At 43.7% G+C, this 24,944-nt stretch carries 28 protein-coding genes; 2 read left to right on the top strand and 26 right to left on the bottom strand.

Annotated features, from left to right (window positions below; genetic code table 11):
* Positions 1–80: 80 nt before the first annotated feature.
* The 26 genes from atpA to prfA all read right to left on the bottom strand — a co-directional run bounded on the left by atpA (position 81) and on the right by prfA (position 23,095).
* Entirely contained in the window at positions 81–1,589 is a 1,509-nt protein-coding gene (atpA, locus tag ACR42H_RS25710) for a F0F1 ATP synthase subunit alpha (RefSeq protein ID WP_113882335.1), read from the bottom strand.
* 24 nt (positions 1,590–1,613) lie between these two features.
* Positions 1,614–2,150: a F0F1 ATP synthase subunit delta gene (locus ACR42H_RS25715; RefSeq protein WP_113882336.1), complete on the bottom strand. Its 537-nt coding sequence runs from the start codon at positions 2,148–2,150 to the stop codon at positions 1,614–1,616.
* Complete coding sequence (locus ACR42H_RS25720; RefSeq protein ID WP_113882337.1) at positions 2,147–2,668, bottom strand: F0F1 ATP synthase subunit B; 522 nt, start codon at positions 2,666–2,668, stop codon at positions 2,147–2,149. The genes ACR42H_RS25715 and ACR42H_RS25720 overlap by 4 nt, the downstream gene beginning before the upstream one ends.
* Before the next feature lie 148 nt (positions 2,669–2,816).
* Positions 2,817–3,029: a F0F1 ATP synthase subunit C gene (atpE, locus tag ACR42H_RS25725; RefSeq protein ID WP_009332220.1), complete on the bottom strand. Its 213-nt coding sequence runs from the start codon at positions 3,027–3,029 to the stop codon at positions 2,817–2,819.
* Positions 3,030–3,104: 75 nt separating this feature from the next.
* On the bottom strand, positions 3,105–3,818 hold the full coding sequence (gene atpB / locus ACR42H_RS25730; protein WP_113882338.1) for a F0F1 ATP synthase subunit A: 714 nt from the start codon (positions 3,816–3,818) through the stop codon (positions 3,105–3,107).
* A 21-nt stretch (positions 3,819–3,839) separates the two neighbouring features.
* Positions 3,840–4,214, bottom strand: a complete 375-nt coding sequence (locus ACR42H_RS25735; RefSeq protein ID WP_113882339.1) for an ATP synthase subunit I — start codon at positions 4,212–4,214, stop codon at positions 3,840–3,842.
* A 5-nt stretch (positions 4,215–4,219) separates the two neighbouring features.
* Complete coding sequence (locus ACR42H_RS25740; protein WP_009332225.1) at positions 4,220–4,441, bottom strand: AtpZ/AtpI family protein; 222 nt, start codon at positions 4,439–4,441, stop codon at positions 4,220–4,222.
* A gap of 302 nt (positions 4,442–4,743) precedes the next feature.
* Positions 4,744–7,011 carry a S8 family serine peptidase gene (locus tag ACR42H_RS25745; RefSeq protein ID WP_436374137.1) on the bottom strand — a complete coding sequence of 756 codons (2,268 nt, stop codon included), beginning with the start codon at positions 7,009–7,011 and terminating at the stop codon, positions 4,744–4,746.
* A gap of 78 nt (positions 7,012–7,089) precedes the next feature.
* A complete protein-coding gene (locus ACR42H_RS25750; RefSeq protein WP_436374139.1) occupies positions 7,090–8,379 on the bottom strand; it encodes a serine hydrolase in 1,290 nt (429 codons plus the stop codon).
* Positions 8,380–8,551: 172 nt separating this feature from the next.
* The gene (locus ACR42H_RS25755) at positions 8,552–8,791 is read right to left on the bottom strand and encodes a hypothetical protein (RefSeq protein ID WP_436374141.1); all 240 of its coding nucleotides are present in this window, start codon (positions 8,789–8,791) and stop codon (positions 8,552–8,554) included.
* Between the two features lie 88 nt (positions 8,792–8,879).
* Positions 8,880–9,476 (bottom strand): hypothetical protein, encoded by a 597-nt coding sequence (locus tag ACR42H_RS25760; RefSeq protein ID WP_113882342.1) that lies wholly within the window; start codon positions 9,474–9,476, stop codon positions 8,880–8,882.
* Between the two features lie 554 nt (positions 9,477–10,030).
* Entirely contained in the window at positions 10,031–10,660 is a 630-nt protein-coding gene (upp, locus tag ACR42H_RS25765; RefSeq protein WP_113882344.1) for a uracil phosphoribosyltransferase, read from the bottom strand.
* A 156-nt stretch (positions 10,661–10,816) separates the two neighbouring features.
* Complete coding sequence (gene glyA, locus ACR42H_RS25770; protein WP_113882345.1) at positions 10,817–12,058, bottom strand: serine hydroxymethyltransferase; 1,242 nt, start codon at positions 12,056–12,058, stop codon at positions 10,817–10,819.
* 177 nt (positions 12,059–12,235) lie between these two features.
* Positions 12,236–13,231, bottom strand: a complete 996-nt coding sequence (locus ACR42H_RS25775) for an anti-sigma factor (RefSeq protein WP_113882346.1) — start codon at positions 13,229–13,231, stop codon at positions 12,236–12,238.
* On the bottom strand, positions 13,224–13,757 hold the full coding sequence (locus ACR42H_RS25780; protein ID WP_113882347.1) for a sigma-70 family RNA polymerase sigma factor: 534 nt from the start codon (positions 13,755–13,757) through the stop codon (positions 13,224–13,226). The genes ACR42H_RS25775 and ACR42H_RS25780 overlap by 8 nt, the downstream gene beginning before the upstream one ends.
* Before the next feature lie 350 nt (positions 13,758–14,107).
* Positions 14,108–14,674, bottom strand: coding sequence for a TIGR01440 family protein (locus tag ACR42H_RS25785; protein WP_436374144.1), 567 nt, complete (start codon positions 14,672–14,674; stop codon positions 14,108–14,110).
* A 22-nt stretch (positions 14,675–14,696) separates the two neighbouring features.
* Entirely contained in the window at positions 14,697–15,137 is a 441-nt protein-coding gene (gene rpiB, locus ACR42H_RS25790; RefSeq protein ID WP_009332252.1) for a ribose 5-phosphate isomerase B, read from the bottom strand.
* Positions 15,138–15,239: 102 nt separating this feature from the next.
* Complete coding sequence (locus ACR42H_RS25795; protein WP_436374146.1) at positions 15,240–16,535, bottom strand: methyl-accepting chemotaxis protein; 1,296 nt, start codon at positions 16,533–16,535, stop codon at positions 15,240–15,242.
* Between the two features lie 16 nt (positions 16,536–16,551).
* Positions 16,552–16,992, bottom strand: coding sequence for a low molecular weight protein arginine phosphatase (locus ACR42H_RS25800; protein ID WP_436374148.1), 441 nt, complete (start codon positions 16,990–16,992; stop codon positions 16,552–16,554).
* Positions 16,993–17,181: 189 nt separating this feature from the next.
* Positions 17,182–17,733, bottom strand: a complete 552-nt coding sequence (locus ACR42H_RS25805; RefSeq protein WP_436374150.1) for a manganese efflux pump MntP — start codon at positions 17,731–17,733, stop codon at positions 17,182–17,184.
* A 111-nt stretch (positions 17,734–17,844) separates the two neighbouring features.
* Positions 17,845–18,888 (bottom strand): L-threonylcarbamoyladenylate synthase, encoded by a 1,044-nt coding sequence (locus ACR42H_RS25810; protein WP_436374152.1) that lies wholly within the window; start codon positions 18,886–18,888, stop codon positions 17,845–17,847.
* A gap of 176 nt (positions 18,889–19,064) precedes the next feature.
* Positions 19,065–19,511, bottom strand: coding sequence for a hypothetical protein (locus tag ACR42H_RS25815; RefSeq protein ID WP_113882353.1), 447 nt, complete (start codon positions 19,509–19,511; stop codon positions 19,065–19,067).
* 285 nt (positions 19,512–19,796) lie between these two features.
* Complete coding sequence (gene gsiB / locus ACR42H_RS25820) at positions 19,797–20,177, bottom strand: glucose starvation-inducible protein GsiB (protein ID WP_436374154.1); 381 nt, start codon at positions 20,175–20,177, stop codon at positions 19,797–19,799.
* Between the two features lie 170 nt (positions 20,178–20,347).
* The gene (gene spoIIR, locus ACR42H_RS25825) at positions 20,348–21,022 is read right to left on the bottom strand and encodes a stage II sporulation protein R (RefSeq protein WP_243856177.1); all 675 of its coding nucleotides are present in this window, start codon (positions 21,020–21,022) and stop codon (positions 20,348–20,350) included.
* 137 nt (positions 21,023–21,159) lie between these two features.
* On the bottom strand, positions 21,160–22,014 hold the full coding sequence (gene prmC, locus ACR42H_RS25830; protein WP_436377087.1) for a peptide chain release factor N(5)-glutamine methyltransferase: 855 nt from the start codon (positions 22,012–22,014) through the stop codon (positions 21,160–21,162).
* A 7-nt stretch (positions 22,015–22,021) separates the two neighbouring features.
* Positions 22,022–23,095 (bottom strand): peptide chain release factor 1, encoded by a 1,074-nt coding sequence (gene prfA, locus ACR42H_RS25835; RefSeq protein ID WP_113882357.1) that lies wholly within the window; start codon positions 23,093–23,095, stop codon positions 22,022–22,024.
* 217 nt (positions 23,096–23,312) lie between these two features.
* On the opposite strand from prfA, the gene ACR42H_RS25840 reads away from it, so the two are divergent.
* Positions 23,313–23,966, top strand: a complete 654-nt coding sequence (locus ACR42H_RS25840; protein ID WP_113882358.1) for a GntR family transcriptional regulator — start codon at positions 23,313–23,315, stop codon at positions 23,964–23,966.
* Positions 23,967–23,977: 11 nt separating this feature from the next.
* Positions 23,978–24,940, top strand: a complete 963-nt coding sequence (locus tag ACR42H_RS25845) for a DMT family transporter (protein WP_436374156.1) — start codon at positions 23,978–23,980, stop codon at positions 24,938–24,940.
* The last annotated feature ends 4 nt before the right edge of the window (positions 24,941–24,944 follow it).

Below are 24,944 nucleotides of genomic sequence, written 5' to 3' on the forward strand. Positions count from 1 at the left end.
CCACCCTTATACAAGTTTGTCAGAACCGAACTAAGATGCCAGGGTGGGAACCAAATATCCCACCTTAAAGGCAATCTTCATTATTCGGATACTGCGAAAGTTTTCTTAAAGTCGTTAATCGCAGATGCCATATCGTCATCAGAAGGAAGTTCTTTAGTAGCCACGATATGGTCTAACAAATCTTTGCGGTTATGGTCTAACCATGAAAGGAATTCAGATTCGAAACGACGAATATCCTGTACAGGAATGTCATCTAAGAAGCCGCGAGTTAGAGCGTAAAGGATTGCAACCTGCTTCTCAACTTTTAACGGCTTGTTAAGATCCTGCTTTAGAACCTCTACTGTACGGGCACCACGGTTAAGTTTAGCCTGTGTTGCTTTATCAAGATCAGAACCGAACTGGGCAAATGATTCAAGTTCACGGTATGAAGCAAGGTCAAGACGCAGTGTACCTGCAACCTTTTTCATTGCTTTGATCTGTGCAGATCCACCTACACGTGATACAGAAAGACCTGCGTTGATCGCCGGACGTACACCGGAGAAGAATAGGTCTGACTGAAGGAAAATTTGTCCGTCAGTGATTGAGATAACGTTTGTTGGAATATAAGCAGAAACGTCGCCTGCTTGTGTTTCGATAAATGGAAGCGCAGTGATTGAACCTGCACCTTTCGCATCGCTTAGCTTCGCAGCGCGCTCAAGCAAGCGGCTGTGCAAGTAGAATACGTCCCCTGGATATGCTTCACGGCCTGGAGGACGGCGCAATAGCAATGAAAGCTCACGGTAAGCAGAAGCTTGCTTTGTTAAGTCATCATACACAACAAGAACGTGCTTACCGTTGTACATGAACTCTTCACCCATTGTTACACCAGCGTAAGGAGCTAAGTATAGCATTGGAGCAGGCTGTGATGCAGATGCTGTTACAACGATCGTGTAATCTAGGGCACCTTGCTTACGAAGTGTCTCTACTGCATTACGAACAGTAGATTCTTTTTGTCCGATTGCCACATAGATACATACCATATCCTGATCTTTTTGGTTCAGGATAGTATCAATTGCAACGGATGTTTTACCCGTTTGACGGTCACCGATGATTAACTCACGCTGTCCGCGTCCGATTGGCACAAGCGCGTCAATCGCCTTGATCCCTGTCTGAAGCGGCTCGTGTACAGATTTACGATCCATAACACCTGGTGCCGGGCTTTCAATTGGACGTGATTTTGTTGTGTTGATTGGTCCCATTCCATCTACTGGCTGTCCAAGAGGGTTTACTACGCGGCCGATCAGTTCTTCACCAACCGGTACCTCCATGATGCGGCCCGTACGGCGTACTTCATCGCCTTCACGGATTTCTGTAAATGGTCCTAAAATAATAATACCGACGTTGTTTTCTTCAAGGTTTTGTGCCATACCCATAACGCCGTTTGAAAATTCAACAAGTTCTCCAGCCATGACATTGTCGAGGCCATGAGCACGAGCGATACCGTCACCAACAGAGATAACCGTACCTACATCACTCACTTGAATTTCCGACTGATAGTTTTCGATTTGCTTTTTTATCAGCGCACTGATTTCTTCAGCATTGATGCTCATGAGTTTCACCCCTATCTACGAATCTTAGCCTAATAATTGACGTTCAAGACGCTCAAGCTTCCCGCGCAAGCTGCCGTCGAAAATCCGGTTTCCGATTCGAAGCTTGATGCCGCCGAGCAAGTTAGTATCAACTATATTGTCAATACGAAGTGATTTTTTTCCAACTTTAGCCGCAAATGACACAGATAATGCTTCCTTCTCTGCATCGGTCAGCGGACGAACAGTGTATACTTTTGCATCCGCAATCCCTTTTTTATCATTCGCAAGGCTTATAAAATGATCTGCCACATCAGAGATATGATCTTCACGGTGGCGTTCAATTAATATCATTAACGTATTTAGTACAAACGTGTTCACAGATGCAAATGCGTCTTTTAAAATCTCTTTTTTCTTCTCAATTGAAAGCTTTGGAGATTTCAATACAGACTTTAAATCTGAGTTATTAGTTACTACTTCTTTCACTGCACGAAGCTCTTCTTCCATTTGGTCAAGAAGCTGGTGTTCATTCGCAAGCTGGAAAAGAGCCAACGCGTAGCGCTTTGCTACTGTGGAGCCCGTCATCGCTTTTCTCCTGCCTCTTGAATGTATTCATTGATCAGCTTTTCTTGATCAGCTGCGCTTAATTCCTTCTCAATAACCTTGGAAGCAATTAGGACAGACAATGAAGCGACCTGCTCGCGGATAGCGGCAACCGCCTGTTCTTTCTGCTGCCCGATTTCAAGCTTAGCAGATTCCTTAATGCGTTCAGACTCAGTGCGGGCAGCCGCAATGATCTCCTCACGCTGCACGTCGCCTTGTTTCTTCGCATTTTCGATAAGGCCCTGTGCTTCTGTACGTGCTTCTTTTAAAAGATTTCTTTGCTCTTCTAAAAGTTTTTTTGCTTCTGTACGGCTTTCTTCTGCCGCTTGGATTTCACTGGCAATGTGCTCTTCACGCTGCTGCATAATGCCCATTAAAGGACCCCACGCGAATTTTTTCAGCAATGCCAACAAGATGATGAACATGATCAGCTGGTACAAAATGTCCCCGCCGTTAAAACCGCCGCCTGCAGCGCCTAAAACTAGACTGTTTGTTAACACCCTCGATTCACTCCCTTCAAGAGTTGTTCCACTTATGAAACGGAGTCATATGCATGATTCCGATTTAGTTTTACGGTAAAAAACATAAAGGAATGGCGAAGGTTCATAGAATGATCTTCGCCATTTAGAACGATTGGTACAGTATTAATTAACCGCCGATAACCATGAACGCGATAACAACGCCAATGATCGGAACAGCCTCTACTAACGCAACCCCGATGAACATTGTAGTTTGAAGCATACCGCGAGCTTCTGGCTGGCGAGCCATACCTTCAACTGTTTTTGATACGATAAGACCGTTACCGATACCGGCACCTAGTGCTGCTAAACCGATTGCAATTGCTGCTGCTAAAAGACCCATTATTGAGTTCCTCCTTAAATTGTATGAAAATTTATTTGTTTAAAATGTTTTGTCCATGAAATGAACAGGTATATATTAATGGTCATGGCTCACTTTGTGTGCCATATAAACCATTGTTAACATACAGAAAATGAATGCCTGGATAGATCCGACAAAGATTGAGAATCCTTGCCATACAAGTGTCGGCAGGATTGCCGCAAGCATTCCGCCTACACCGGCGTGAGCCAGTCCTCCGACAAGCAATGTCAGCAGGATTTCACCTGCATAGATATTACCGTAAAGACGAAGTCCCAACGTCAGAGTGTTTGCAAACTCTTCAATGATTTTCAATGGGAACAAGAAAGGCATTGGCCTGATAAAATCACGGCCGTATTCTCCTACTCCTTTAAGCTTTACGCCATAGTAATGCGAAAGCCCAACAACCATTGCCGCTAATGTTAATGTGATAACAGGATCGGCTGTCGGCGATTTCCACCATAAAGTGTGATCATAAGTGATTGCGAACGGAAGTCCGAGCATGTTTGAAACAAAGATATACATGATCAGGGTTAATCCAAGAATATGGAATCTTCCGCCTGTCTTCCAGTCCATCGTGCTGTTAATGATATTCTTAACAAAATCCATAATCCATTCGAAGAAATTTTGCATCCCCGTTGGTTTCATGGCCAATCGACGGGTTGAAAGCAAAGCAATAATGAAAACAACAGCACTTGCCACTGTAATCATCAGTACATTTGATAAGTTAAAATTCAATCCTAAAAAGTCCACTATAGGAGCTTCATGATGCAATAGTGTTCACCTCTCTTCCCGCTATTTACGTAATTGAAAAGATTGAAGAAAATAATCTATCATAATGACAATATAGGATGTCATTAATCCAAATACCACACTGATCAGATGCAGCTTATCGGGATATTCCAGAGCGATCATCACAGCAAAAACTGCTGTAGCCATTCTGGATACCGTTCCAAGTGAACGCACCTTCTCGCCTCTCTCGACTGCCTCTCCAAACTGCAGCGCCTTTCGTGAAATCAGCCACAAATTGAACAGGCTTAAGCTTGTACCAAAGATCAAGCCCAGAAAAATAGATTGATAAGGTGTAAACCCCCAGCCGAGAACGTATGCAGACAACAAAAGGAATATGTATTTTCGCTGTCTTTGAAAAGTTACTTTGATTTCCGGCATGATGTTTATTCTCCTGTGAAGAAATGTTGGATTAAGCGAAGCATGGCGTAAATCCCGGCGCCCAGTCCAATGAACAAGCCGACCAATAGGAATAACGGCTCTGTTCCTGCCTTGCTGTCAAGCCACCTTCCGGCGAAAATGCCAATGAGCGTGGAACCTACTAACTGAGAAAGAATGGCGGACATTAAGGCCATCGCCTTAAATGGGTTGCGGTCTTTTTGACGCATAAAAACGCATCCTCCCTCAAGAGAATGGTAAGTGGGTTTTGAGGCCATAATTAATCACATTAACATCATGCAGAAGTGGGAAATATGTCTGCACAAATATTTTGAAAACCCTATCATCTTTTACCCTTTGTAAGCATACAATAGGGCTTTGTCAATGTCAATGCGTTTGGAGTGAAAAAGTTCACAAACAAAAAGGTAAAAATATGGTATGTTCACATATTTATCACATTTAATTTTCGGATATCTATTGAAAAAGGAGCGAATTTCTGCATCGCTCCTGAAAACGCTTTATTTTGGCATGATCATTTACTTTGAGTGGTCCGCTTGTTTGCTGAAGGATCCGGGTCCCCAAGCTGCCCATCCGGCCTCACAAAGAGATAGGTTTCAATCCAATCTTCCTTGCCTGCTTTTTTGGCAAATACCTTTGCAAGGTACAGCCCAGGCCCAGGAAGCTTATCTGCAGGAATTTCCTGCAGCAGCTGTCCCTTGCCTGCATTTCTTTTCCAATCCAGAAACCCCATGAAGCGGAGGCTTTCCGAATCAAACATGGCAATTCCGAACTCTTCTGCACCGCCAGGGAGATACACTTCATAGCGGTAAGTGCCCGGCTTATCTCCCTTGCCCAGTCCGAACCCCATCACCCTTGGATAATCCGGCTCTTCAAGCACATAAAGATAGGGAATTCTAATGCTTTCGGCACCAGCCTTCATCAGCAGGTACCCATCATGGATTTTTTTCTTTAAAAGAGTAGGATCTGCCGACATTTTGATTTCCACCTTTTTCTTATCACCGGGGTTTAGTTGAAACGCCATAGGTATTTCCCAATTGATGCCCTGTTCCTTATATGGTGCAGAAAAGGAATAGGTCTGCGTTTTCTCACTTATATTTTCAATTGTAATAAAACTGCTGTGTTCATGCAGCCTGTCCGCGATCTGAAATTTCCCAAACTGCAGAGATGCCGGGAGGACAAGTGTTTCTGCTCTCAGCGCTTTATCAAGCTGAATTCTGCCTGCTCCCTGCTCATAAGTTCTATATGTTTCTCCATCTGTATTCCTTAGAAGCTTAGCGGTATTCATAAGTGCAGCCTTAATCTGTTCAGGCCCCCATTCGGGATGAGCCTGTTTCAAGATGGCACAGGCCCCTGCGACATGCGGAGCGGCCATGCTTGTCCCCTGCAGCGGGAGGTAACCGCCAGGAATGGTACTATTTATGGCGACTCCGGGTGCCACAATATCCGGTTTGATTTCCCATGTAGATGTAACCGGACCGCGGGAACTGAAGTCAGCCAGGATGTCCCTTTCTTCTATTATATTTGTCCGGGCAAGGTGTCTTCCTTCATTAATATCTCTCTTGAGCTCCTCTCCTTCTTCCTTTGATAACGCCGCTGCCGGAATTGGAACACCACTGTCCAGATTGCCAAAAAACCTGCCTTGCGTATTATTAAAAATAATGATTCCCTCTGCTCCTGCTTCCATTGCATGGACTGCCTTATCAGTAAACGTTAGCTCACCTCTTTCCACTAATACCATTTTCCCTTCGGCATTCTTCAATTCTTCAGGATGACCTAGTCCTCCATCGATCAGTTCATAGGATCGGTCAAACTCCCAATCCTTTGAACCCTGCAGCAAATCAAGACGAATTTCCCGCCCGCCTATGTTCAAAAAAGGCACCTTCATCGTTGGTGTAGAGGCTCCTACAGAAATAGCCTTCGACGCTGTGCCCGGTGATCCGACTGTCCAAATATTCGGCCCGGAATTGCCCGATGAAGTGACAGCCGTTATTCCCTTTTCAACTGCTTTATTCAGGGCCATGCTTATTGGGAGGTCAGGTCCGTTTACGTTATTTCCCAAGGAAAGGTTTAACACATCAACTTTATCCTTTATCGCCTGTTCGATGGCCGCTATCACCTGTTCTGTTGTTCCGCTTCCTCCTGGTCCAAGAGCCCTGTAGGCGATAATGGTTGCTTCTGGTGCGACCCCTTGAATCCTGCCATTTGCCGCGATGATTCCGGCGACGTGAGTGCCGTGCAGCGTGCCTTGTCCCCTGGCAGCCTTTGTTTCCATTGGATCCTTATCATTATCCACCAGATCATGTCCGCCGCCATAGCTCCTTCGCAAGTCGGGATGATTATAATCAATGCCGGTATCGATTACGCCTACTTTCACACCCTTGCCTGTGAGGCGCTGATTATCTCTGTCATAATAGCCTCTGGCCTTAATGCCGCCAATCAGCTTGATATTGTCATCGGAATGTACATGATAGGTATTAACCGGTGAAACAGAAGATACTGACTCTATCTTTTGCAGGCTTTGCAATGCAGATTGCTTTCCTATAACTGAAAAGCCATTAAACGCCTGATTGAATGTATGCCTAATTTGCAGATCAGGATTTTGATCTATCATTTTCTTAATCCTCTGTTCATTCCTCGCATCTTTCAGTACTACGATAGCCACTTTTTCTATACCAGGTGTCTCTTCCGGAATAGGAGGGTGTGAAAGTGTCCGGGCCGAAACAGGACTTTGACTCCAAAACAAGGATATGACTGTTATGACCAGCAAGAATTTTTTCATATGAAAACCCACCCTCTTTTTGTTTTAGGGTGGGCTGAATAGGTACCTTGTATGCGTAAATCGATATAAAATAAACGGCTAGTTCAAGGATTCATAAACAATATTAGCTACTTCTTTAGAAAGAGCGCCAGTGCTGCGGTATGATCCGCTTGGTAAAGGGCCATTGTTTTGTTTGTTCGTCAGCAGGATAACCTGAAGGTTTTCCTTTGGATCTATAATAACCTGGGTTCCAGTAAAACCTGTATGGCCAAAGGCTATGTCAGAATAGTGATCTCCCATATACCAGCTTTTATCCAGCTCCCAGCCATATCCCTGGCCAAAGCGCTGAGGAGAGGTAAAGATATCAATCACTTCTTTATCATACATTTTGGTTTTTCCATATGTTCCGCCATTTAACATGGTCTGGCCCAATACGGCAAGGTCCCTTGCTGTCGAAAATAAACCGGCATGGCCTGCAATACCTTTATTGCCATAAAAGCTATTTCCATCATTAACTTCTCCAATTAAGGTGTAATTTCTCCAGTATTTAAACATATCTGGGCTTTCTTCTACATAGTACCCGAAATTAGGGTCATCAATCATTTTATACTCATAAGGATTTCCCCAGGAAGTAGCCGCAATTTTTTTCTTGAGGTGTTCAGGTGGAGTAAACATCGTATCATGCATGTTTAAGGGTTTATAAATATTTTCCTCTAAGTATTTATCCAATTTTTGTCCACTTATCTCTTCAATTAAAAAACCGAGCATCATAAAGCTAAAATCGCTATATCTTCTGTCGGTGCCTGTCGGATATTCAAGGTGCAGCTGATTTATATAACTCAGTACCTCTTCCGAATTGTCAGCATATAGGTATGTCGGTTTCCAAGGAGTCAATCCTGAGGTGTGTGTCAGCAAGTCGGCCACTGTAATATCTTCTTTTCCATTCTGAGCAAACTCAGGTATATATTCAGATACCTTGTCATTGACTGAAAGTTCACCGTTGCTAACAAGTTTCATAATACCCTGAGTTGTTCCCATCACCTTCGTAACTGAAGCAAGATCGAAGATTGTTCTCTTTTTCATTTTTCGGGGATTACTGAGCAATTCCCCCATATCGAATTTTTGTGCATATCCATACGCTTCCTCTTTGACAATCTTTCCATCCTTGGCCACAAGAACTACTGCACCCGGTGTAACACCATCCTCAATAGCCTCCGTAATGGCTTTATCAATACCCTTCAATTTCTCAGGATCAAAGCCAGCCTTTTTCGGATGGGCTTGACTTAATTTCTGCCCGTACCTTTCTTTGGCATTCACCATATTTCCAGAAAAAGCTCCAGAACTCAAGACTAATGCCATTACTATTAACAAAAACTTTAATCTTTTCAAATCTTCATCTCCTTTCCAGATTAACCAATATACAATATTTTGTATAATTAATACTATCTATCTTTCAATTGATTATCAATATAGTTTTTAGTATTTTCAGAAAATAGTACTTTTAGATTATGAGGAAGATAAAAAAGCCATCAAATTAATGATGGCTTTCTACCTTTATGTATTAGAACAGCTGATTCGGTTCAAGCTTTCCCTTTTGAATTAAACGGTCACGCCTCTTATCTCTCCACATATCCGTTAGGGTCGCGGCTATTAATAATACTGTGAGGAGGATTCCTTTTCCTTCTGCCAGTTTAAATACCATGGCGATAAAACCTTCGGACATGAAGGTACCCATTAATGAACCCAGCAGCATGATGATCCAGACAATTAATGCTCCTTCTAAAATGGCTAATGCTCTCATTTATTCAACCTCCAGGTATTTAAAATCATTATGCCAATACCCTGAAGACAGCAGTCTAAACGTAAATCTTGCAATTCGGGGCATACCTTTACTTTCCAAATATCTTCTGCCAGATGCTTTTGCTTTTTTCAGCCTCTAATGCACCGGCTACTTCTTCTACAGACTTTTGTGTCGCCATCAGTTTTTCATAGAGGGAAGTGACTTTTTCGCTCTCTTTTTCATAGCCTTGTGCATGGGCATTTCTTAAATCTTCAATTGTAAGTTTGAGCTCATGCACCTCATGAATCAGCTGCTTGTTTTGCTCTCTGATTTTATTCTGGGTAAGGCGGGACTGTTCATTTTGCTGAACGAGAAAGCTGACCAGCTTTTTCATATCTGTTAGTTCAGAATTCACATTCACCAGTGAGGTGGTGCTGCTTTCTTCGTCATCCTCCACTGTAATGATCACCGGGATGCCTGCATCCTCAAGCTTTGCTGTGACTTCCTCTTTCTTTAACCCATCTGAATACAATTTTCTGATGAATTTAAGCTTTTCGATTTCGGAAACCTGGATTTTATAGCGGTTGTGCTCTTTCCGATAATTTATGTACTCTGCATGCTCCTGCAAATAACGCTTCAAGCTATTCTCAGGTATGTCCGGAAGTGCCTCTTTAAGCTCCTTCATTGTCAAATACTGATTTGCCAACGTCCTCAGCACCTTTCTTGGTATCTTGCCGATTCACCCAGCCGCTGCTGGGCATTACCCATGACCAACCACCTAACCGCCAACTAAACCACCATCGATATTTTTGCGGTGAGTTCCCCATCAATGAAGCCATTTCAGCCGCCATTTTTCCAACCATGACCAGGTCAATTAATCACATTAAAAAACTTAAAACAACTAATATATCAACATTATGCAGGCAACCATCCAACCATCAACATGTTAACCGCTTACTATTTCAGTATGAATTCAACTTCCATTTCTCCTATACTCTATCATAACTTTTCCAGCTTTGCGGGGAAAGAGACTTTTAACATAAATATTGCTTAATACTATATAAATTCCTCTACTCATGATCACCCACTCAACCACCAACATATCAACCATGTAATTTTTCGCAATCTGACACTCTTCTCCCCTCCCCTTTATAGAAAAGGACAGAAAAATGCACCCCTTTTAAGAGAGGTGCATTTTTCAGTAATAATACTAATTGCAGAACTGTTACAATCTTTTTTTAATGTGATAGTAAAAATTTTTTATTTCGTTCCGAATAAACGGTCGCCTGCATCGCCGAGACCAGGAACAATATAGCCTTTTTCGTTCAATTTTTCGTCCAATGCTGCGATATAGATGTCAACATCAGGGTGAGCTTCCTGTACAGCTTCTACCCCTTCAGGAGCAGCAATCAGGCACATGAATTTAATGTTTTTGCCTCCGCGTTTTTTAAGAGAATGGATGGCTTCAATTGCGGAACCGCCAGTTGCAAGCATTGGGTCAACCACGATGAAATCTCTTTCTTCCACATCACTGGGAAGCTTAACATAGTATTCCACCGGCTGCAGTGTTTCCGGGTCACGGTATAGACCGATATGGCCCACTTTTGCAGCTGGGATAAGTTTTAGGATGCCGTCTACCATTCCGATTCCCGCACGCAGAATTGGAATGATTCCAAGCTTTTTACCTGCCAATACATTGGATTTCATCGTGCTGACAGGTGTTTCAATTTCTATTTCTTCTAAAGGCATATCACGAGTGATTTCGAATGCCATCAATGTTGCCACTTCGTCAACAAGCTCGCGGAATTCCTTGGTTCCCGTACTTTTTTCACGAATGTATGTAAGCTTATGCTGAATTAATGGATGGTCAAAAACGTAAACCTTTGCCATGAGTATCTCTCCTTTTCAATATGCAGAATTAGTCGAACCACACTTCGTCTAATTTTACAGAAAAACGATTCCATCGGCAACTATGATTCGCTTTTGTAAAAGAAAAGTCATTTTTGCATGGAAAAAGCCGGCCTCTTGCTGAGACCGGCTGATTGATTAATATTCAGGGTATAAAGTGAAGCTGCCTGTTAAGGCTTCGACGCGCTGAGCCGCTTCTTGAAGCTTCCCTTCATCTTCATGATTTTTTAGTGTGAAGGCAATAATGGATGCAATTTCCTGCATTTCTTTATCGCCAAATCCGCGGGAGGTAACGGCTGCTGTACCGATACGGATACCGCTTGTCACGAATGGGCTTTCCGGATCGAAAGGAATTGTATTTTTGTTGACTGTAATGCCGACCTCATCAAGTACTTTCTCAGCAACTTTCCCCGTTAAGCCAAGGGAACGGAGGTCAACTAACAGCAAGTGGTTGTCTGTGCCTGCAGATACAAGGTCAATTCCTTCAGCCTGCAATGCTTCAGCCAGCTTTTTGGCATTAGAAATAATATTGCCTGCATATGTTTTGAATTCTTCCTGAAGCGCTTCGCCGAAGGCAACCGCTTTTGCCGCAATAACGTGCATTAAAGGACCGCCCTGGATTCCAGGGAAAATGGATTTATCAATTTTCTTCGCATATTCTTCTTTGCAGAGAATCATGCCGCCGCGCGGTCCGCGCAATGTCTTGTGCGTAGTAGTTGTAACAAAGTCCGCGAACGGAACCGGATTCTGATGAAGCCCAGCAGCTACAAGGCCTGCAATATGAGCCATATCAACCATCAGCATAGCACCGACTTCATCGGCAATTTCACGGAAACGTTTGAAGTCAATTTCACGCGGATAGGCACTTGCACCCGCTACAATTAGTTTCGGTTTATGCTGACGGGCCTTTTCAAGCACATCATCATAATTGATGCGATGTGTTTCTTTATCCACCCCATATTCGACGAAATTGTACTGCACGCCGCTGAAGTTAACAGGGCTGCCATGAGTTAAATGTCCGCCATGGGATAGATTCATGCCAAGAACTGTGTCTCCCTGCTCCAGGACAGTGAAGTATACAGCCATATTTGCCTGTGCGCCTGAGTGCGGCTGCACATTCACATGCTCTGCTCCGAAAATTTCTTTCGCACGGTCACGTGCTAAATCTTCGACCACATCTACATGTTCACATCCGCCATAATAGCGTCGGCCTGGATAGCCTTCTGCATACTTGTTTGTTAAAACAGAACCCTGTGCTTCCATTACCGCTTCACTGACAAAGTTTTCAGAAGCGATTAATTCAATCTTTGATCTCTGGCGTCCTAATTCTTCCTGAATTGACTTGAAAACCTGCTCATCCTGCTGTGCTAAATGCTTCATAAGAATCCTCCCTTTTCTCCAACACACTTTTAATTAAGGAAAGCTTTGTGAAAGCTCTCCATTTTTATGTATCGATCTTTTTGTGAAAATTCTTTTATATTTTAGCATGTTTTCCGAAAAAGGGACAGGTACCTATCCCAGTTTGATGAAGTGGTATAGGCGCCTGTCGCCATCCTTTTATTCCCAGTTCCAATAATCCACTTCGCCAAGGTATGGAGCACGTATTTGCTTTTCTTCTTTTAGCTTTAATAGTTCTTTTACCGGACCGGTAACGACTGCTCCATAGACAGTGAAGCCATTTTTTTGCAGATATTGATGACGTTCTTTCAGATGATCTAGCCCTAAAAAGTTTTCATAATAGCTTTGAGATTCATTTTTTAACAGGGTTTCCATCTGTTTCAGCATCAACTTTTTATTTTCGTTCATAAATTCCTCATTAAGGGCCAATTTCGACTCTGACATATAATCTTCTCCGGCTTCCCTTCCCCCAGTCAGACCATAAATGGATGTTAATTCAATTGAGTTGCCTCCACTGCCATACCCCGTCTGAAATTCCTTCAGTTCCCCTGTATAGAGCGGCATCCAAAGGACTTCCAGATCATAGGGCTTTAACAGGTTCAAAAGCTCTTCGGGTTCCATAAATGACTGTGTGGAAAACGCCATTTCCGCCACGGTCCCCTCGTGTATTTTTTCAAGTGAAGCCCAGACACCAGGTTTCCCTTCAGCTGATAGCCTTTTTCCGCTATTCGGATTTTGAGGCAGGGAGAAACGGTAAATGTTTTCGTTTTGCGGCTCATATTTCTGGATTTTTAAGGTTGAATACGAATTTAGCATTCTTTTCTCAATGTGAACCTCTCCGATGGTTTGAGAATCACGGCCAATCTGGCGGGAAATCGGGTAGGATATTTTCTGTGTCAGAAAGGGAGTTAGTTCTTTATTAACAAAACCGCCAAAATCCTCATATAGATTGGGATGCTTCCAATCAAGTGCTACCTTGCTGTAAAATACATGTTTCTTTTCACTATTGGCGGCATCGGATAATATATTGGCGGCCATCATATAAACCCAGAACAAAAGCAGACAGGCAGCGATGATCCTCATTACTCTGAATGTTAAGGTAAATCGGTATCTGGCCATGATTTTATTTTCGCGGTCTTTGTTCCAGTCAGTCATGTTTTTCCCTCCATTGTTCATCGGCGAGCTGTGCAAGCTTTTTCCGGGCCCGATGCAGTGTCACCTTTACTTGATTTTCCGATAGATCCAGCGCCTCCTGGATCTCACTATAGCTAAAAGACTCAAATTCTCTTAAATATAGGATGGACCGATACTGTTCCGGCAGGCAGCTCATAAGATCTGCCACTTTTTCCTTCGATTCTTTATTTAATGCTTCATCCTCCGGCAGTCCATATGGACTTATCATTTCATCTCTGGAAAATAAATAGCCGGCAAAAGGAATCTTATTTCTCCTCTGCCGTTTCCGCCATTCATCCAAATAGGCGTTCCTTGCCACTTTGAATAGCCATGCCCTTACATCTTCCTGCTTATAGAAAGAGAGAGAAACCGTTGCCTTAATGAATGTTTCCTGAGTTAAATCTTCCGCTGTTTCTTTGGAGCCGGACATCTTATATAAATAATAATAAAGCGGTCTGGCATAATGCCGGTATAAATCATCCAGCCTATCCCGCCTACTCTCCTTCAACGGTCTCTCCCCCCATTCTCCATAAAAGCTGCACTATATACACGTTCTTCCTTCCTGAATGTTACACGTTCCATAAAAAAAGTGACAGGCACCTAAACCATTTTTAATTAAAGTGTGGTAGGCGCCTGTCACTATAAATTAGTATGATAGCATGAGTGATTCGGACTGGTTCTCTTGGATTTCCGCTTTTCCTGTCCGAATAGGTGGCTGGTGTGGCGAAACTGGACAAGAAATTGAGTATTTAAAAGGAATAAATTAAGCCCCAATCGCTAGGCAATTGGGACAGCTAATTAACAGGTTATTATCTAAGTTTTTTTCTTCAAAACAGATTCGCTTTACTTGACCTTTCATTACCTGCACGATGCATTATCAGAGTTTCGATCATAGATTGCCCGTGCCCCGCCGATAAGCTTCGGCCTTGTTTTGGCCATGGTGACGTGGGCCTCGCCGACTGATTTTTGTGAGGTCCTGATCGGAACGGCTACATGCTTCAGATGCATGCCGATCAGTGTGTCGCCGATATCAATTCCGGCATCTGCCTTGATAAATTCCACCATGACGGGATCTTTGAAGTGTTCATAGGCATATGCAGCCATCGCGCCGCCGGCCGTGCGGTGAGGGACGACGGTCACTTCATCCAGGCTTTTTGCCTCAGCAACAGCCCTCTCAACTACGAGTGCCCTGTTCAAATGTTCGCAGCATTGAAAGGCGAGAGCTGCCCCCGTATCCTTGCGGAGCTTGTCCAGACGTTCAAAAATCATTTCAGCTACTTGTTCTGTTCCGGCTGTGCCGATTCTTTTCCCGGCTACTTCACTGGTGCTGCAGCCCACTACAAGAATATGCTTTTCACTTAGAGGAACTTGTTCGCAAAATTCACAAATGATTGTCTCCAGTTCTTTTTTCCATTGTTCAATCAAAATGCTCACCCTTTCGGAAGATTTACTTCGTTTCGTAAGCAGTAATCTTTCCTACACGGTTTTCATGTCGGCCGCCCTCAAATTCCGTTGAAAGCCATACTTTTGCAATTTCACGGGCCAGGCCAGGGCCAATCACTCGTTCACCCATAGCGAGGATGTTGCTGTCATTATGTTCACGGGTAGCTTTGGCACTGAATACATCATGCACAAGCGCACATCGGATTCCCTTCACTTTGTTGGCAGAGATGCTCATGCCAATTCCCGTCCCGCAGATCAGAATACCTTTATCGAATTCCCCACCCGCTACCTTTTCAGCAACAGGCAACGCATAATCCGGATAATCTACTGAAGTTTCGCATTCACAGCCGAAATCCTCATACTCAATGTTCATTTCATCCATTAGGCTTTTGATTTCTTCGCGGAGATTAAGTCCGCCGTGGTCTGATGCAATTGCAATTTTCATTATGAACCCTCCTGTTTCAAGCCCGCTAAATTTTAACTTTATGCTTTTATTTTGACACAAAACATTGAAAATATAAAGAAAGGGAGCTGCATTTGGGCTCCCTTAAAGTTTAAATTTAGTAATTGTGCTATTTAATTTTTCTGCTTGTTCTTTAAGCTCGATGGCCAGTCTTTCTACATTTCCAATCACAGCAGTCTGCTGCTGAGTAGCTGCTGAAACCTCCTGTGCGCCTGCTGATGTTTCTTCAGCAATTGCCGCAACTTCCTGGGATTGTGTGGATGTAAGCTGTATTCCCTCCATCTGGTTATCAACCAAGCCTGTAATGGCAGACACAGATGCAGCCATTTCATTGACCACTTTCGCCATTTCCTCAATCACTTCGTTTGTTTTCGTCCCTTTCTTCACTTCATTATTAGCAGTCTCCACTTGATAAGAGATTTGCGTGACAACATTGCGGACCTCTTCCTGAATGTTTTTTATCAATTCTGAGATGCCCTGCACTGCCTGTGCACTTTCATCTGCAAGCTTACGCACTTCTTCAGCGACTACGGCGAACCCTTTGCCATGGTCCCCCGCACGGGCTGCTTCAATGGAAGCATTTAAAGCAAGAAGGTTGGTCTGCGCTGCAATATCACCGACAAGCTGAATAATCTGCTCCACTTTCACGGCATTTTGTTCAAGGCGCTTCACTGTCTGCAGTGATTCCTCATTATCGTGGGCCAGTTTTTCTATACCTGAAATAAGTGAATGGATCACTTTTTTTGATTCCATCAAGTCCTGAACCATTTCGCTGGAAACATTTTGTGATGTTTTTGCTGTATCCTGGACCTCCTGAGCAATTCGCAGGACATCCTCCATTGATTCAGCTGTTGTTTGAATGGAAACCGCAGAACTATCTGCTCCATGGGAAATTTCGCTAATGGTTCTGGCAATCGCATCTGCCTGCTCAGCAGCTGCTGAAGACTCGGAAGACATCGCAATAACCTTTTCATTCGTTTCTTTAAAGTTCTCGTCAATTTTATGGACCATATCCCTTAAATTGAAAAGCATATGATTGAATGCAATGCCTAATGAACGGATTTCATCATCCGACTTGGAAAGCTCGGCGTCCTGGCCGATATCACCATTGGCAGCCATGAGTGCCGTTTTTTCAAGTTTCTGTAAAGGTTTGATAATGAAACCTGCAGCAAAAAAAGCAAGAACACCTGACCAAAAAATACCCATTCCTAAGGTTAAAATAGTAAAAACAGCCTCTCCAAATGGAAGCATTTCTTTAATGCCAGGAAATAAAAAGTAAAGAAATATAGCACTTGTGGTGTATGTAATGATGGCCAGCGATGTGATAAATAATACGAGCTTTTTCCTAAGGCCAAACTTATAGCCCTTTTTCTCCCCCATTATGTTGTCCCCCTGATTAATCTGGTCTCTTTACGCGATCTAAAATTTGTTCAATCGCTTCTGTCAGATCTTTGAATGTATTTCTATATATCTCAACCGGCCCCCCATATGGATCGATAATATCTCCCCCGGCTCCGGCAAACTCTTTTAGTGTGAAGGTTTTGCCCTCCGTGTCAGGAAACATGGACAGAACGGTATTTTTGTGGCCGGCTGTCATTGTTAAAATATAGGTCGCCCAGTCAATTAGTTCTTCACTCATACTGGAAGATTGATGCTGCAGCGGAATCCCATGCTCCTCCAGTACACTTTTTGTATGCGGGGACGCCTCGCTGCCATTTGCTGCAAAGACTCCAGCCGATTTCACTTCTACACCCGGGAGCGATTTGCTTTTTAAAATGGCTTCTGCCATCGGGCTTCTGCAAGTATTTCCTGTACATACAAATAATATTTTTGTCACAGAGATACTCCCTCCTTATATATCGGTCTATAACCATAAAACTTTATCCAATATTTTGGTTTGTACTTTTCTTACATTATAAGACAAATTTCCCACAACACCTATAGCTCCCTTGCAAAAAAAGAAAAAGGGCGACCCGCCCCCTTTTCGTTTTTCACAAAATATTAACATTTAAACACAGGATCAAGTCTATAAAAATAAGAGTTTTACCCCAAAAGCAAGGAGGATGGCACCGCCGAGCGCCTCACTGTAGGAGCCGATCCAGCTTTGGACTTTCCTGCCGGTGAGGAGGCCAGCCCATGTAAGGATGGTCGCCCCCGCTCCGAAGAACACAAGCACAAGCAATGTCTTGGCACCGTAGATTCCGAGGCTGAGGCCAACTGAAAAACTATCAAGGCTGACGCTCAAGGCAAAAATCAGCAGCCCTAAGCCCACTGGGGTGATTAAGCTGTCTTCATCATCCCTGAAGCTTGACCAAATCATCTGCACACCTAATAAAAAGAGCAATCCCCCGCCTGCATAACCGGCAATGGCTCCGAATGTATTTGATAGAAATCGGCCTGCTATCATTCCCAATAAAGGCATCCATACATGGAAAAGTCCAATGGTGATGCCGATTTTTGCTATTTGTCTGAGGCGGAGTTTGTACATCCCCATGCCAAGACCTACCGAAAAGGCATCCATCCCCAATGCGAATGCCATTAGAGCCAGTGTTAAAATTTCCCCGATCATTGCAGACATATTTCCGCCTCCTTGGACTTGCTAATTCAGCATATGCACGTCCAGAAGGTTTTAGAATGCCAATCGTTTTCCAAAACAAAAAACCGCCTCATGACGAAACGGTTTCTTGATCTATCTGCTAATGACCCTGTGTCCTGCTGCTTTCATGAGGCGGTTCATGATTGCATGCCCGACGCCTTCACCCGGGAACATCTCACAAAAAATAATGTCAGCATCGGTTGTGTTAAAGTATCTTAATGCTTCATAGAGCGAGCTGGCCACTGTTTCAAGCTTATCCCGCTGTCCGCAGGCATAGATAAAATCAGCGCGATAAAATTCCAGGTTTTCTGATGTTGTCAGAACCCCCACAGAAAGTCCTTCCTTCTTTTTATCCTCAACAAAATGCTGGATGTCTTCTTTTGTTCCTTCTACTAGATAAAGCGGAGCATCCGGCGCATAGTGACGGTATTTCATGCCGGGAGATTTTGGCGCCTGGCTTTCATCCGCTAATGCAGGGTCCACTCTGATCTCGCCTACAGCCTCTTCAAGCTGTTCTCTCGTAATGCCGCCCGGCCGTAAGATGACAGGCACATCACCTGTACAATCCACTACGGTGGATTCCACGCCAATGCCTGTCGGACCTCCGTCCACTAATCCTGCTATTCTTCCATTCAAGTCTTCCCAAACATGGTCAGCCGTTGTCGGACTTGGCCTTCCGGAGCGATTCGCACTTGGAGCTGCAATTGGCAATCCTGTTTTATTTAGCAGTGCCAGGGCTACTGGATGATCAGGCATTCTCACAGCAACTGTAGATAAATCTGCCGTTGCATAATGGGAAAGAACACCTTCCTTCAGATTAAAAATGAGTGTTAGCGGTCCCGGCCAAAATCGATCCATGAGCGCCTGCGCATTTTGCGGAATTTCGGTTACAAAAGCATCAAGCTGGCCTTTGTCAGCAATATGAATAATCAGGGGGTTATCACTCGGACGCCCTTTTGCCTCAAATATTTTTCTGACGGCTTCATCATTTTCCGCATTCCCGCCTAATCCATAAACGGTTTCTGTGGGAAAAGCGACCACTTCATTATTTTTTAACAGATCGGCAGCTTGTGAAAACTGTGAATAACTATCTTCTTTATCCACACTGTTATCCACCGACCATCTTTTTGTAATCATCGTTATCCACCTTCACAAAAAATGTTTTTTTGCTGTCAAAATTCCTATGTTTTCGACATTTTTTTGAACATTCCTTTGGAAAGTATAGTAGAAGAAGCTGGATAACTCAAGTCTTATCCACAAATTGTGTATAAATAAGAGAGAATTGTGTATAACTTTAGCAAGATACCCACAATTCACATGGATAATTTCAAAAAGAAAGAGTTATCCACAGTCATGATGTGCTTAACATGCTCCGACTCGAATAAGGCTTCCGGCAAATGCGCTGTTTCTTCCTGTTTAAAGCCAAGCAGGCTGAAAAATGCCAACGAGTTTCTTTTATTTGATGCAAGATATAAGGACTCCATGCCTCGATCCCTTGCCAGCAATAATATTTGCTCAAACAAAATAAATAGATCTTTTTCAGATGCTGTTGCTGTCATCACAAGCGATCTCAAAAGACCAATTTTTCCATGGGGCTCAATTCCCAGGGTAGCCTTAATATCCCCGGAATCACTCTCCATAATCAAAAAATATTCGATTGCTTCCCTTATTCCATCCGTACTTAAGTTTGCCGATTCCAGAAAAGATGCCAGATTCTCCACATCTGAAGCATCAGCACATCTCACTACACCTGTCTCCATTTCTTCACCCCATTTTCTTATTGTCACTCTATGAATATGAAAAAATAGAAAAAGTAGAACTAGATTTTTAGAAAAGCGGAAGCCCCTTTCCCGCCCCCGACACCTCGTGGGGGGTAGGCCGCTTGCGCTAGACAGTTATCGGCGTACAATAATTCATACTTATTTATAAATAAAATCTCATAAATAAAATCTCTCGAATGTAATTTAAACAATAAAACACGGCAGCTGTCTGAAATCTGCTGCCGTGTTTATATTACTATCATATGCAATTTTTCTGCGGCAGGTTTAGTCGTTCGAGTTGCCGCCTTTTCTTCCAATTTCTTCATAGAAATCGCGGTCATGGTTTTCACTTGTTGCTTCTCCGCCTTTGCGTCCAATTTCCTGATAGAATTCCTTGTCATGATTTTCAGCTGTTGCTTCTCCGCCTTTTTGGCCAATCTCCTGATAGAATTCACTATCATGATTTTCCGCTGTCGCTTCTCCGCCTTTTTGGCCTATTTCCTGATAGAAGTCCTTGTCATGGTTCTCGCTTGTTGCTTCTCCGCCCTTTTGGCCTATTTCCTGATAGAAGTCCTTATCATGGTTGCGGCTTGTTGCTTCTCCGCCCATGCGCCCTCTTTCCTCACGAGACATTTTATCGTTGTTATTATTGTTGTTTTTAGCCATTATCTTTCATCTCCTTTTTGTTTATGTTTTGTTGTTACACTACTTTAAATATCCGTTTTTAGTAGAATCAAACGCATGAAAAGAAGATGTTAAACACTTGTCTTAAATGTAATTTGATTTCCAGGTTTTATAATGATTCTAAAAAGAAAAACCTTGCTCTGCCGCAAGGCCTAACCGAAAATTTTCTCCCATATTTCAGCTAAAAAGAATTTTACTTCCACAGGTTCTTCATCTTCTTCTGTATAAACAGGGGCTGTTTCTTTTTTGGAATCTGTATCAGCAGCGAGTTCTTCTGCTTTTACTTCCCCCTTCTTTTCTCCTTCTTCAAAGCCTTCGCTTACAGCCACACCATTTGAGAAATCAAGGAAGCAAAGAGGAGGGAAAAGCACACACCACCAGTTGGCTCCTTCTCCTTCACCAAGAGTGATTAGAATCGCTTCGTATTCGCCTGCCGGGTATAAAAACTGTCCGTATAATTTCGTCGGGAAGCTGACTTTTCCAAAGTCGGCATTTACTTTCTGATCAGATCCTTCATCAGCTACCACTTCTTCCGCAATCTTTTGAATCTCAGGCAATCTGGACTGGATCAGTTCACGGGCATCTTCGATTGAAGTTAATTCCGCCACCCACTCCGTGATCTCTGCATTTATTGCGTCCCTTACTTTCCTTTTAATCGCCTGGTCTTCTTCATTATCGCTGTTAGCCAGAATGCGCAGCCTGATCGCCTCGTTTGGTATTACCATCGGTTCATCAGCCGTCACTTCTGTTTGCGGTATATATAAACTTAAAATGGTTCCTAAGGATAAAATCAGTACATATAATTTCACAATCGTTTTTGTATTCATCATTTCCGGCACCATCCCTTCACTATCCACAGTGTGGACAGGATGCCAGAATCTTAAACTATTAAAATTAAATTTTTTTATAGTATTCTGATGCAGTGCCTCTTACCTAATAAAAAACCGCCATGACGGCGGCTGTGTTACTCTATTTCCGCAAAAACCATCCGGTCTTTGCCGTTAATATCATAGACTGTTTCCACATTTGCCTGCGGGAAAGTCTGCTTTAGGAGTGCAAATACTGCTTCACTTTGGCCGGCACCCACCTCGAAGCCGATGATGGCATGGTCTTTGATGACAGCTGGCAGTTCTTCCATGAAGCGCCTGTATAAATCCAGTCCGTCTTCACCCGCAAAGAGTGCACGGTGCGGTTCGTGCTCGGTGACTATATCTGACATCCACTCGATATCCCTTTCCGGTATATATGGAGGATTGGATAGAATGATATCAAATTTCTTCCCTTTTGAAATAAGGGGCTCGAGAAGGTCTCCCTGAATAAAATCGATTTCCGCGCCATTCTGTTCTGCATTTTTCTCAGCCAGTTCAAGGGTTGGCCCGTAGATATCTGTAGCCGTGACATTTAATTCCGGTTTCTCAAGCTTCATCGTAACAGCAATCGCCCCGCTGCCTGTGCCGATGTCTGCCATTTCAAGTCCATTCATAGAGCCGAACAGCTTATTTATCTTCTGCAGAGCGTTATAAACCAGTTCTTCCGTTTCTGGCCTTGGAATAAGGACATCTTCATTCACCTGGAAGGTGCGCCCGTAGAATTCTTCAGAGCCGATGATATATTGAACAGGCTGGCCCGCTGCGTGTGCGTGCACCGCCTTCTTGAACTCCTCCAGGACTTCCGGATTCAAGTCTTCGCGTAAATTAGCCAAAAAGCTGGCCCTGCCCATCTTCATAATATGCTGCAATAACAGCTCACCTGAATTCTCATCGCGGTTTGACTCTATCAAAAAAGAAGAAGCCCAGTTGAGGGCTTCATATACTTTCATAGTTGGATTACTCATTTGATGCACTGTCCAGCTTCGCAGATTGCTCTTCAACGATAAGCGAGTCAATAACCTCATCGAGCTTGCCTTGAAGGATTTGATCAAGCTTTTGGATCGTCAGGCCGATACGGTGATCCGTTACACGGTTTTGCGGAAAGTTGTACGTCCGGATACGCTCAGAGCGGTCTCCTGTACCAACTGCTGATTTTCGCTGCTGGTCATACTCCGCCTGTGCTTCCTGCTGGAATTTATCATAAACACGTGCACGAAGAACCTTCATCGCTTTTTCTTTATTTTTGATCTGTGATTTTTCATCCTGGCAGGATACAACCGTACCTGTCGGCAAGTGAGTTAGACGAACAGCTGACATCGTCGTGTTAACACTCTGTCCGCCCGGTCCGCTTGATGCAAATGTATCCACACGGATATCTTTTTCATGAATGTCAATTTCCACTTCTTCTGCTTCAGGAAGAACCGCAACTGTTGCAGTTGAAGTGTGGATGCGACCGCCGGATTCAGTTTCCGGTACACGCTGAACACGGTGTGCGCCATTTTCAAACTTAAGCTTGGAATAAGCGCCATTTCCGTTGATCATAAAGATGATTTCCTTATAGCCGCCAACGCCCGTAGAGCTTACCTCAATGACATCGATCTTCCAGCCCTGCGTCTCGGCATAGCGGCTGTACATGCGGTATAAGTCACCTGCAAATAATGCAGCTTCATCACCGCCGGCTGCACCTCGGATTTCCATAATAACGTTTTTATCATCATTAGGATCTTTAGGAATAAGGAGGATTTTCAGACGTGCTTCCAGATCCTCTTTTCTTTCCTCAAGCTCAGCCAATTCTTCTTTGACCATTTCGCGCATTTCGGCATCAAGCTTCTCTTCAAGCATGGCACGCGCATCCTGATACTGCTCTTTTACTTCTTTATATTCGCGGTAAGTGTCAACAGTTTCCTGAATACCAGACTGTTCTTTTGAATATTCGCGAAGCTTTTTCGGATCATTGACAATTTCCGGATCGCTCAAAAGCTCATTTAATCTTTCATAACGGTCCTCGACAGATTGAAGACGATCAAACACAGCCATTCACCTCAATTTTTTATCCAATTAACCGCCGGATATTGTCCCAGCGGGGTATAGTTTCATTTTATTTAAAGCGCAACTCCATAACATTCTAATTATAGTATAGGTGATTGTTGCAGTCAAAACCATTCGGGAATAAGGATGACTTCTTCCCTGTTAATAAATTTTCTGAAAAATCATTGCGGGTTTTTGTAATATCCGATATATTGGTTTTATGAAAAACAAAAACATTACACCCATCAAACGTTTGTCCCTTAGAGATGAAGTATACGAAACACTTAAGAAAAATATTATCCAGCTTGATTTTGAACCTGGTTCGCGCCTTCATGACAAGGAACTGGCAGAAGATTTTGGGATCAGCCGCACTCCTGTCAGGGAAGCCTTAAAGCGGCTGGAAGATGAAGGGCTCGTTGTATCGACGCCCGGATCATCTACCCGAGTCACCCCTCTGAATGAAGAAGGTGCCAGCCACGCCTTTCCTGTGGCAGCTTCCCTGCATGCTTTAGGTGCCAGGCTTGGCGTTCCCTGCTTAGTGCCAAGTGATTTTGAAAGGCTTGCGGCTGCCAATAAGAAGCTTGCGGCTGCCATGGAAAAACAGGATATTCTTAGTGCAGTAAAAGCAGATGAAGCCTTCCACGAGGTTTATCTTTCTGCTGCAAATAATCCCGAAATTATCTCAGCATTAAAGAGAATTATGCCCAAAATTCAGCGTCTGGAAATTGCTCAATTCGGATCTATGAATGGGCTGAAGTCTGTTGAACAGCACAAAAAAATTATGGAAGCGAGCCGGCAAGGCCAGGAGCAGCTGGCATCCAGACTAGTGGAGGAAAACTGGCTGAGCCTTGGCGGGCTTTTAACAGGGAAATGAGGTGAACTCGCATGAAGGCTATTCTATTAGGAGTTTGCTCCGCCTTCTTTTTTGCTTTTACATTTGTTTTGAACCGGGCAATGGAAATGGATGGCGGGAGCTGGCTATGGAGTGCATCGCTCCGCTATTTTTTCATGATTCCCCTCTTGGGTGCCATTGTGGTATTCAGAGGGAATTTACGGCCATTATTTAATGAGATGAAAAAGGCTCCCGGGCAATGGCTGTTATGGAGCTTTGTCGGCTTCGGGTTATTTTATGCCCCATTATGCTTTGCAGCAGCCTATGGACCCGGCTGGCTGATTGCCGGGTCCTGGCAGATTACGATAATCTCAGGCTCCCTGCTTGCACCGCTATTTTTCGTTACATATCAGACTGGAAATGGACTAGCAAAGGTCAGAGGAAAAATTCCTTTTCGCGGTCTGATGATGAGCCTGATTATTCTTCTTGGAGTTGCTGTCATGCAAGTGGAGCACGCATCCTCCATTTCATGGCGGGAAACGATGCTTGTGATCATTCCTTTGGTTATCGCATCTTTCGCCTATCCGTTAGGCAACCGCAAAATGATGGATGTGTGTGAAAATCGGCTGGATGCCTATCAGCGTGTCCTCGGGATGACGATTGCCAGTCTTCCGCTCTGGATTATCCTTTCTGCAGCTGCCCTGGCTACAAAAGGTGCTCCCAGCTTTGGCCAGGTCACTCAGTCCGCTTTAGTCGCCCTATTTTCCGGCGTCTTTGCCACGGTACTTTTCTTTGCAGCTACTGACCTTGTCCGCGGCAATATGCAAAAACTAGGGGCGGTGGAAGCAACCCAATCCCTCGAGGTCCTTTTTGCTGTTCTTGGCGAAGTACTGCTGCTGTCAAGCCCGCTGCCATCTGGAATCTCTTTGACAGGGATGGCACTTGTGATTACTGGTATGGTGCTGCACAGTTATGTAACTTCAAACAAAGTCAGTTTAAAAAGAAAGGCTGCGTAAAAAA

This window comes from Cytobacillus sp. BC1816 (assembly GCF_051353635.1).
Taxonomy (GTDB): domain Bacteria; phylum Bacillota; class Bacilli; order Bacillales; family Cytobacillaceae; genus Cytobacillus; species Cytobacillus oceanisediminis_C.

Bases quoted from the DNA above. Each gene is read 5' to 3' on its own strand.
- atpA (WP_113882335.1), bottom strand. From the start codon at position 1,589: ATGAGCATCAATGCTGAAGAAATCAGTGCGCTGATAAAAAAGCAAATC.
- ACR42H_RS25715 (WP_113882336.1), bottom strand. From the start codon at position 2,150: ATGACGGGCTCCACAGTAGCAAAGCGCTACGCGTTGGCTCTTTTCCAG.
- atpE (WP_009332220.1), bottom strand. From the start codon at position 3,029: ATGGGTCTTTTAGCAGCAGCAATTGCAATCGGTTTAGCAGCACTAGGT.
- ACR42H_RS25735 (WP_113882339.1), bottom strand. From the start codon at position 4,214: ATGCCGGAAATCAAAGTAACTTTTCAAAGACAGCGAAAATACATATTC.
- ACR42H_RS25740 (WP_009332225.1), bottom strand. From the start codon at position 4,441: ATGCGTCAAAAAGACCGCAACCCATTTAAGGCGATGGCCTTAATGTCC.
- ACR42H_RS25745 (WP_436374137.1), bottom strand. From the start codon at position 7,011: ATGAAAAAATTCTTGCTGGTCATAACAGTCATATCCTTGTTTTGGAGT.
- ACR42H_RS25755 (WP_436374141.1), bottom strand. From the start codon at position 8,791: ATGAGAGCATTAGCCATTTTAGAAGGAGCATTAATTGTCTGGATCATC.
- upp (WP_113882344.1), bottom strand. From the start codon at position 10,660: ATGGCAAAGGTTTACGTTTTTGACCATCCATTAATTCAGCATAAGCTT.
- glyA (WP_113882345.1), bottom strand. From the start codon at position 12,058: ATGAAGCATTTAGCACAGCAGGATGAGCAGGTTTTCAAGTCAATTCAG.
- ACR42H_RS25775 (WP_113882346.1), bottom strand. From the start codon at position 13,231: ATGACTGACTGGAACAAAGACCGCGAAAATAAAATCATGGCCAGATAC.
- rpiB (WP_009332252.1), bottom strand. From the start codon at position 15,137: ATGAAAATTGCAATTGCATCAGACCACGGCGGACTTAATCTCCGCGAA.
- ACR42H_RS25795 (WP_436374146.1), bottom strand. From the start codon at position 16,535: ATGGGGGAGAAAAAGGGCTATAAGTTTGGCCTTAGGAAAAAGCTCGTA.
- ACR42H_RS25805 (WP_436374150.1), bottom strand. From the start codon at position 17,733: ATGTCTGCAATGATCGGGGAAATTTTAACACTGGCTCTAATGGCATTC.
- ACR42H_RS25810 (WP_436374152.1), bottom strand. From the start codon at position 18,888: ATGATTACAAAAAGATGGTCGGTGGATAACAGTGTGGATAAAGAAGAT.
- ACR42H_RS25815 (WP_113882353.1), bottom strand. From the start codon at position 19,511: ATGGAGACAGGTGTAGTGAGATGTGCTGATGCTTCAGATGTGGAGAAT.
- gsiB (WP_436374154.1), bottom strand. From the start codon at position 20,177: ATGGCTAAAAACAACAATAATAACAACGATAAAATGTCTCGTGAGGAA.
- spoIIR (WP_243856177.1), bottom strand. From the start codon at position 21,022: ATGAATACAAAAACGATTGTGAAATTATATGTACTGATTTTATCCTTA.
- prmC (WP_436377087.1), bottom strand. From the start codon at position 22,014: ATGAAAGTATATGAAGCCCTCAACTGGGCTTCTTCTTTTTTGATAGAG.
- ACR42H_RS25840 (WP_113882358.1), top strand. From the start codon at position 23,313: ATGAAAAACAAAAACATTACACCCATCAAACGTTTGTCCCTTAGAGAT.
- ACR42H_RS25845 (WP_436374156.1), top strand. From the start codon at position 23,978: ATGAAGGCTATTCTATTAGGAGTTTGCTCCGCCTTCTTTTTTGCTTTT.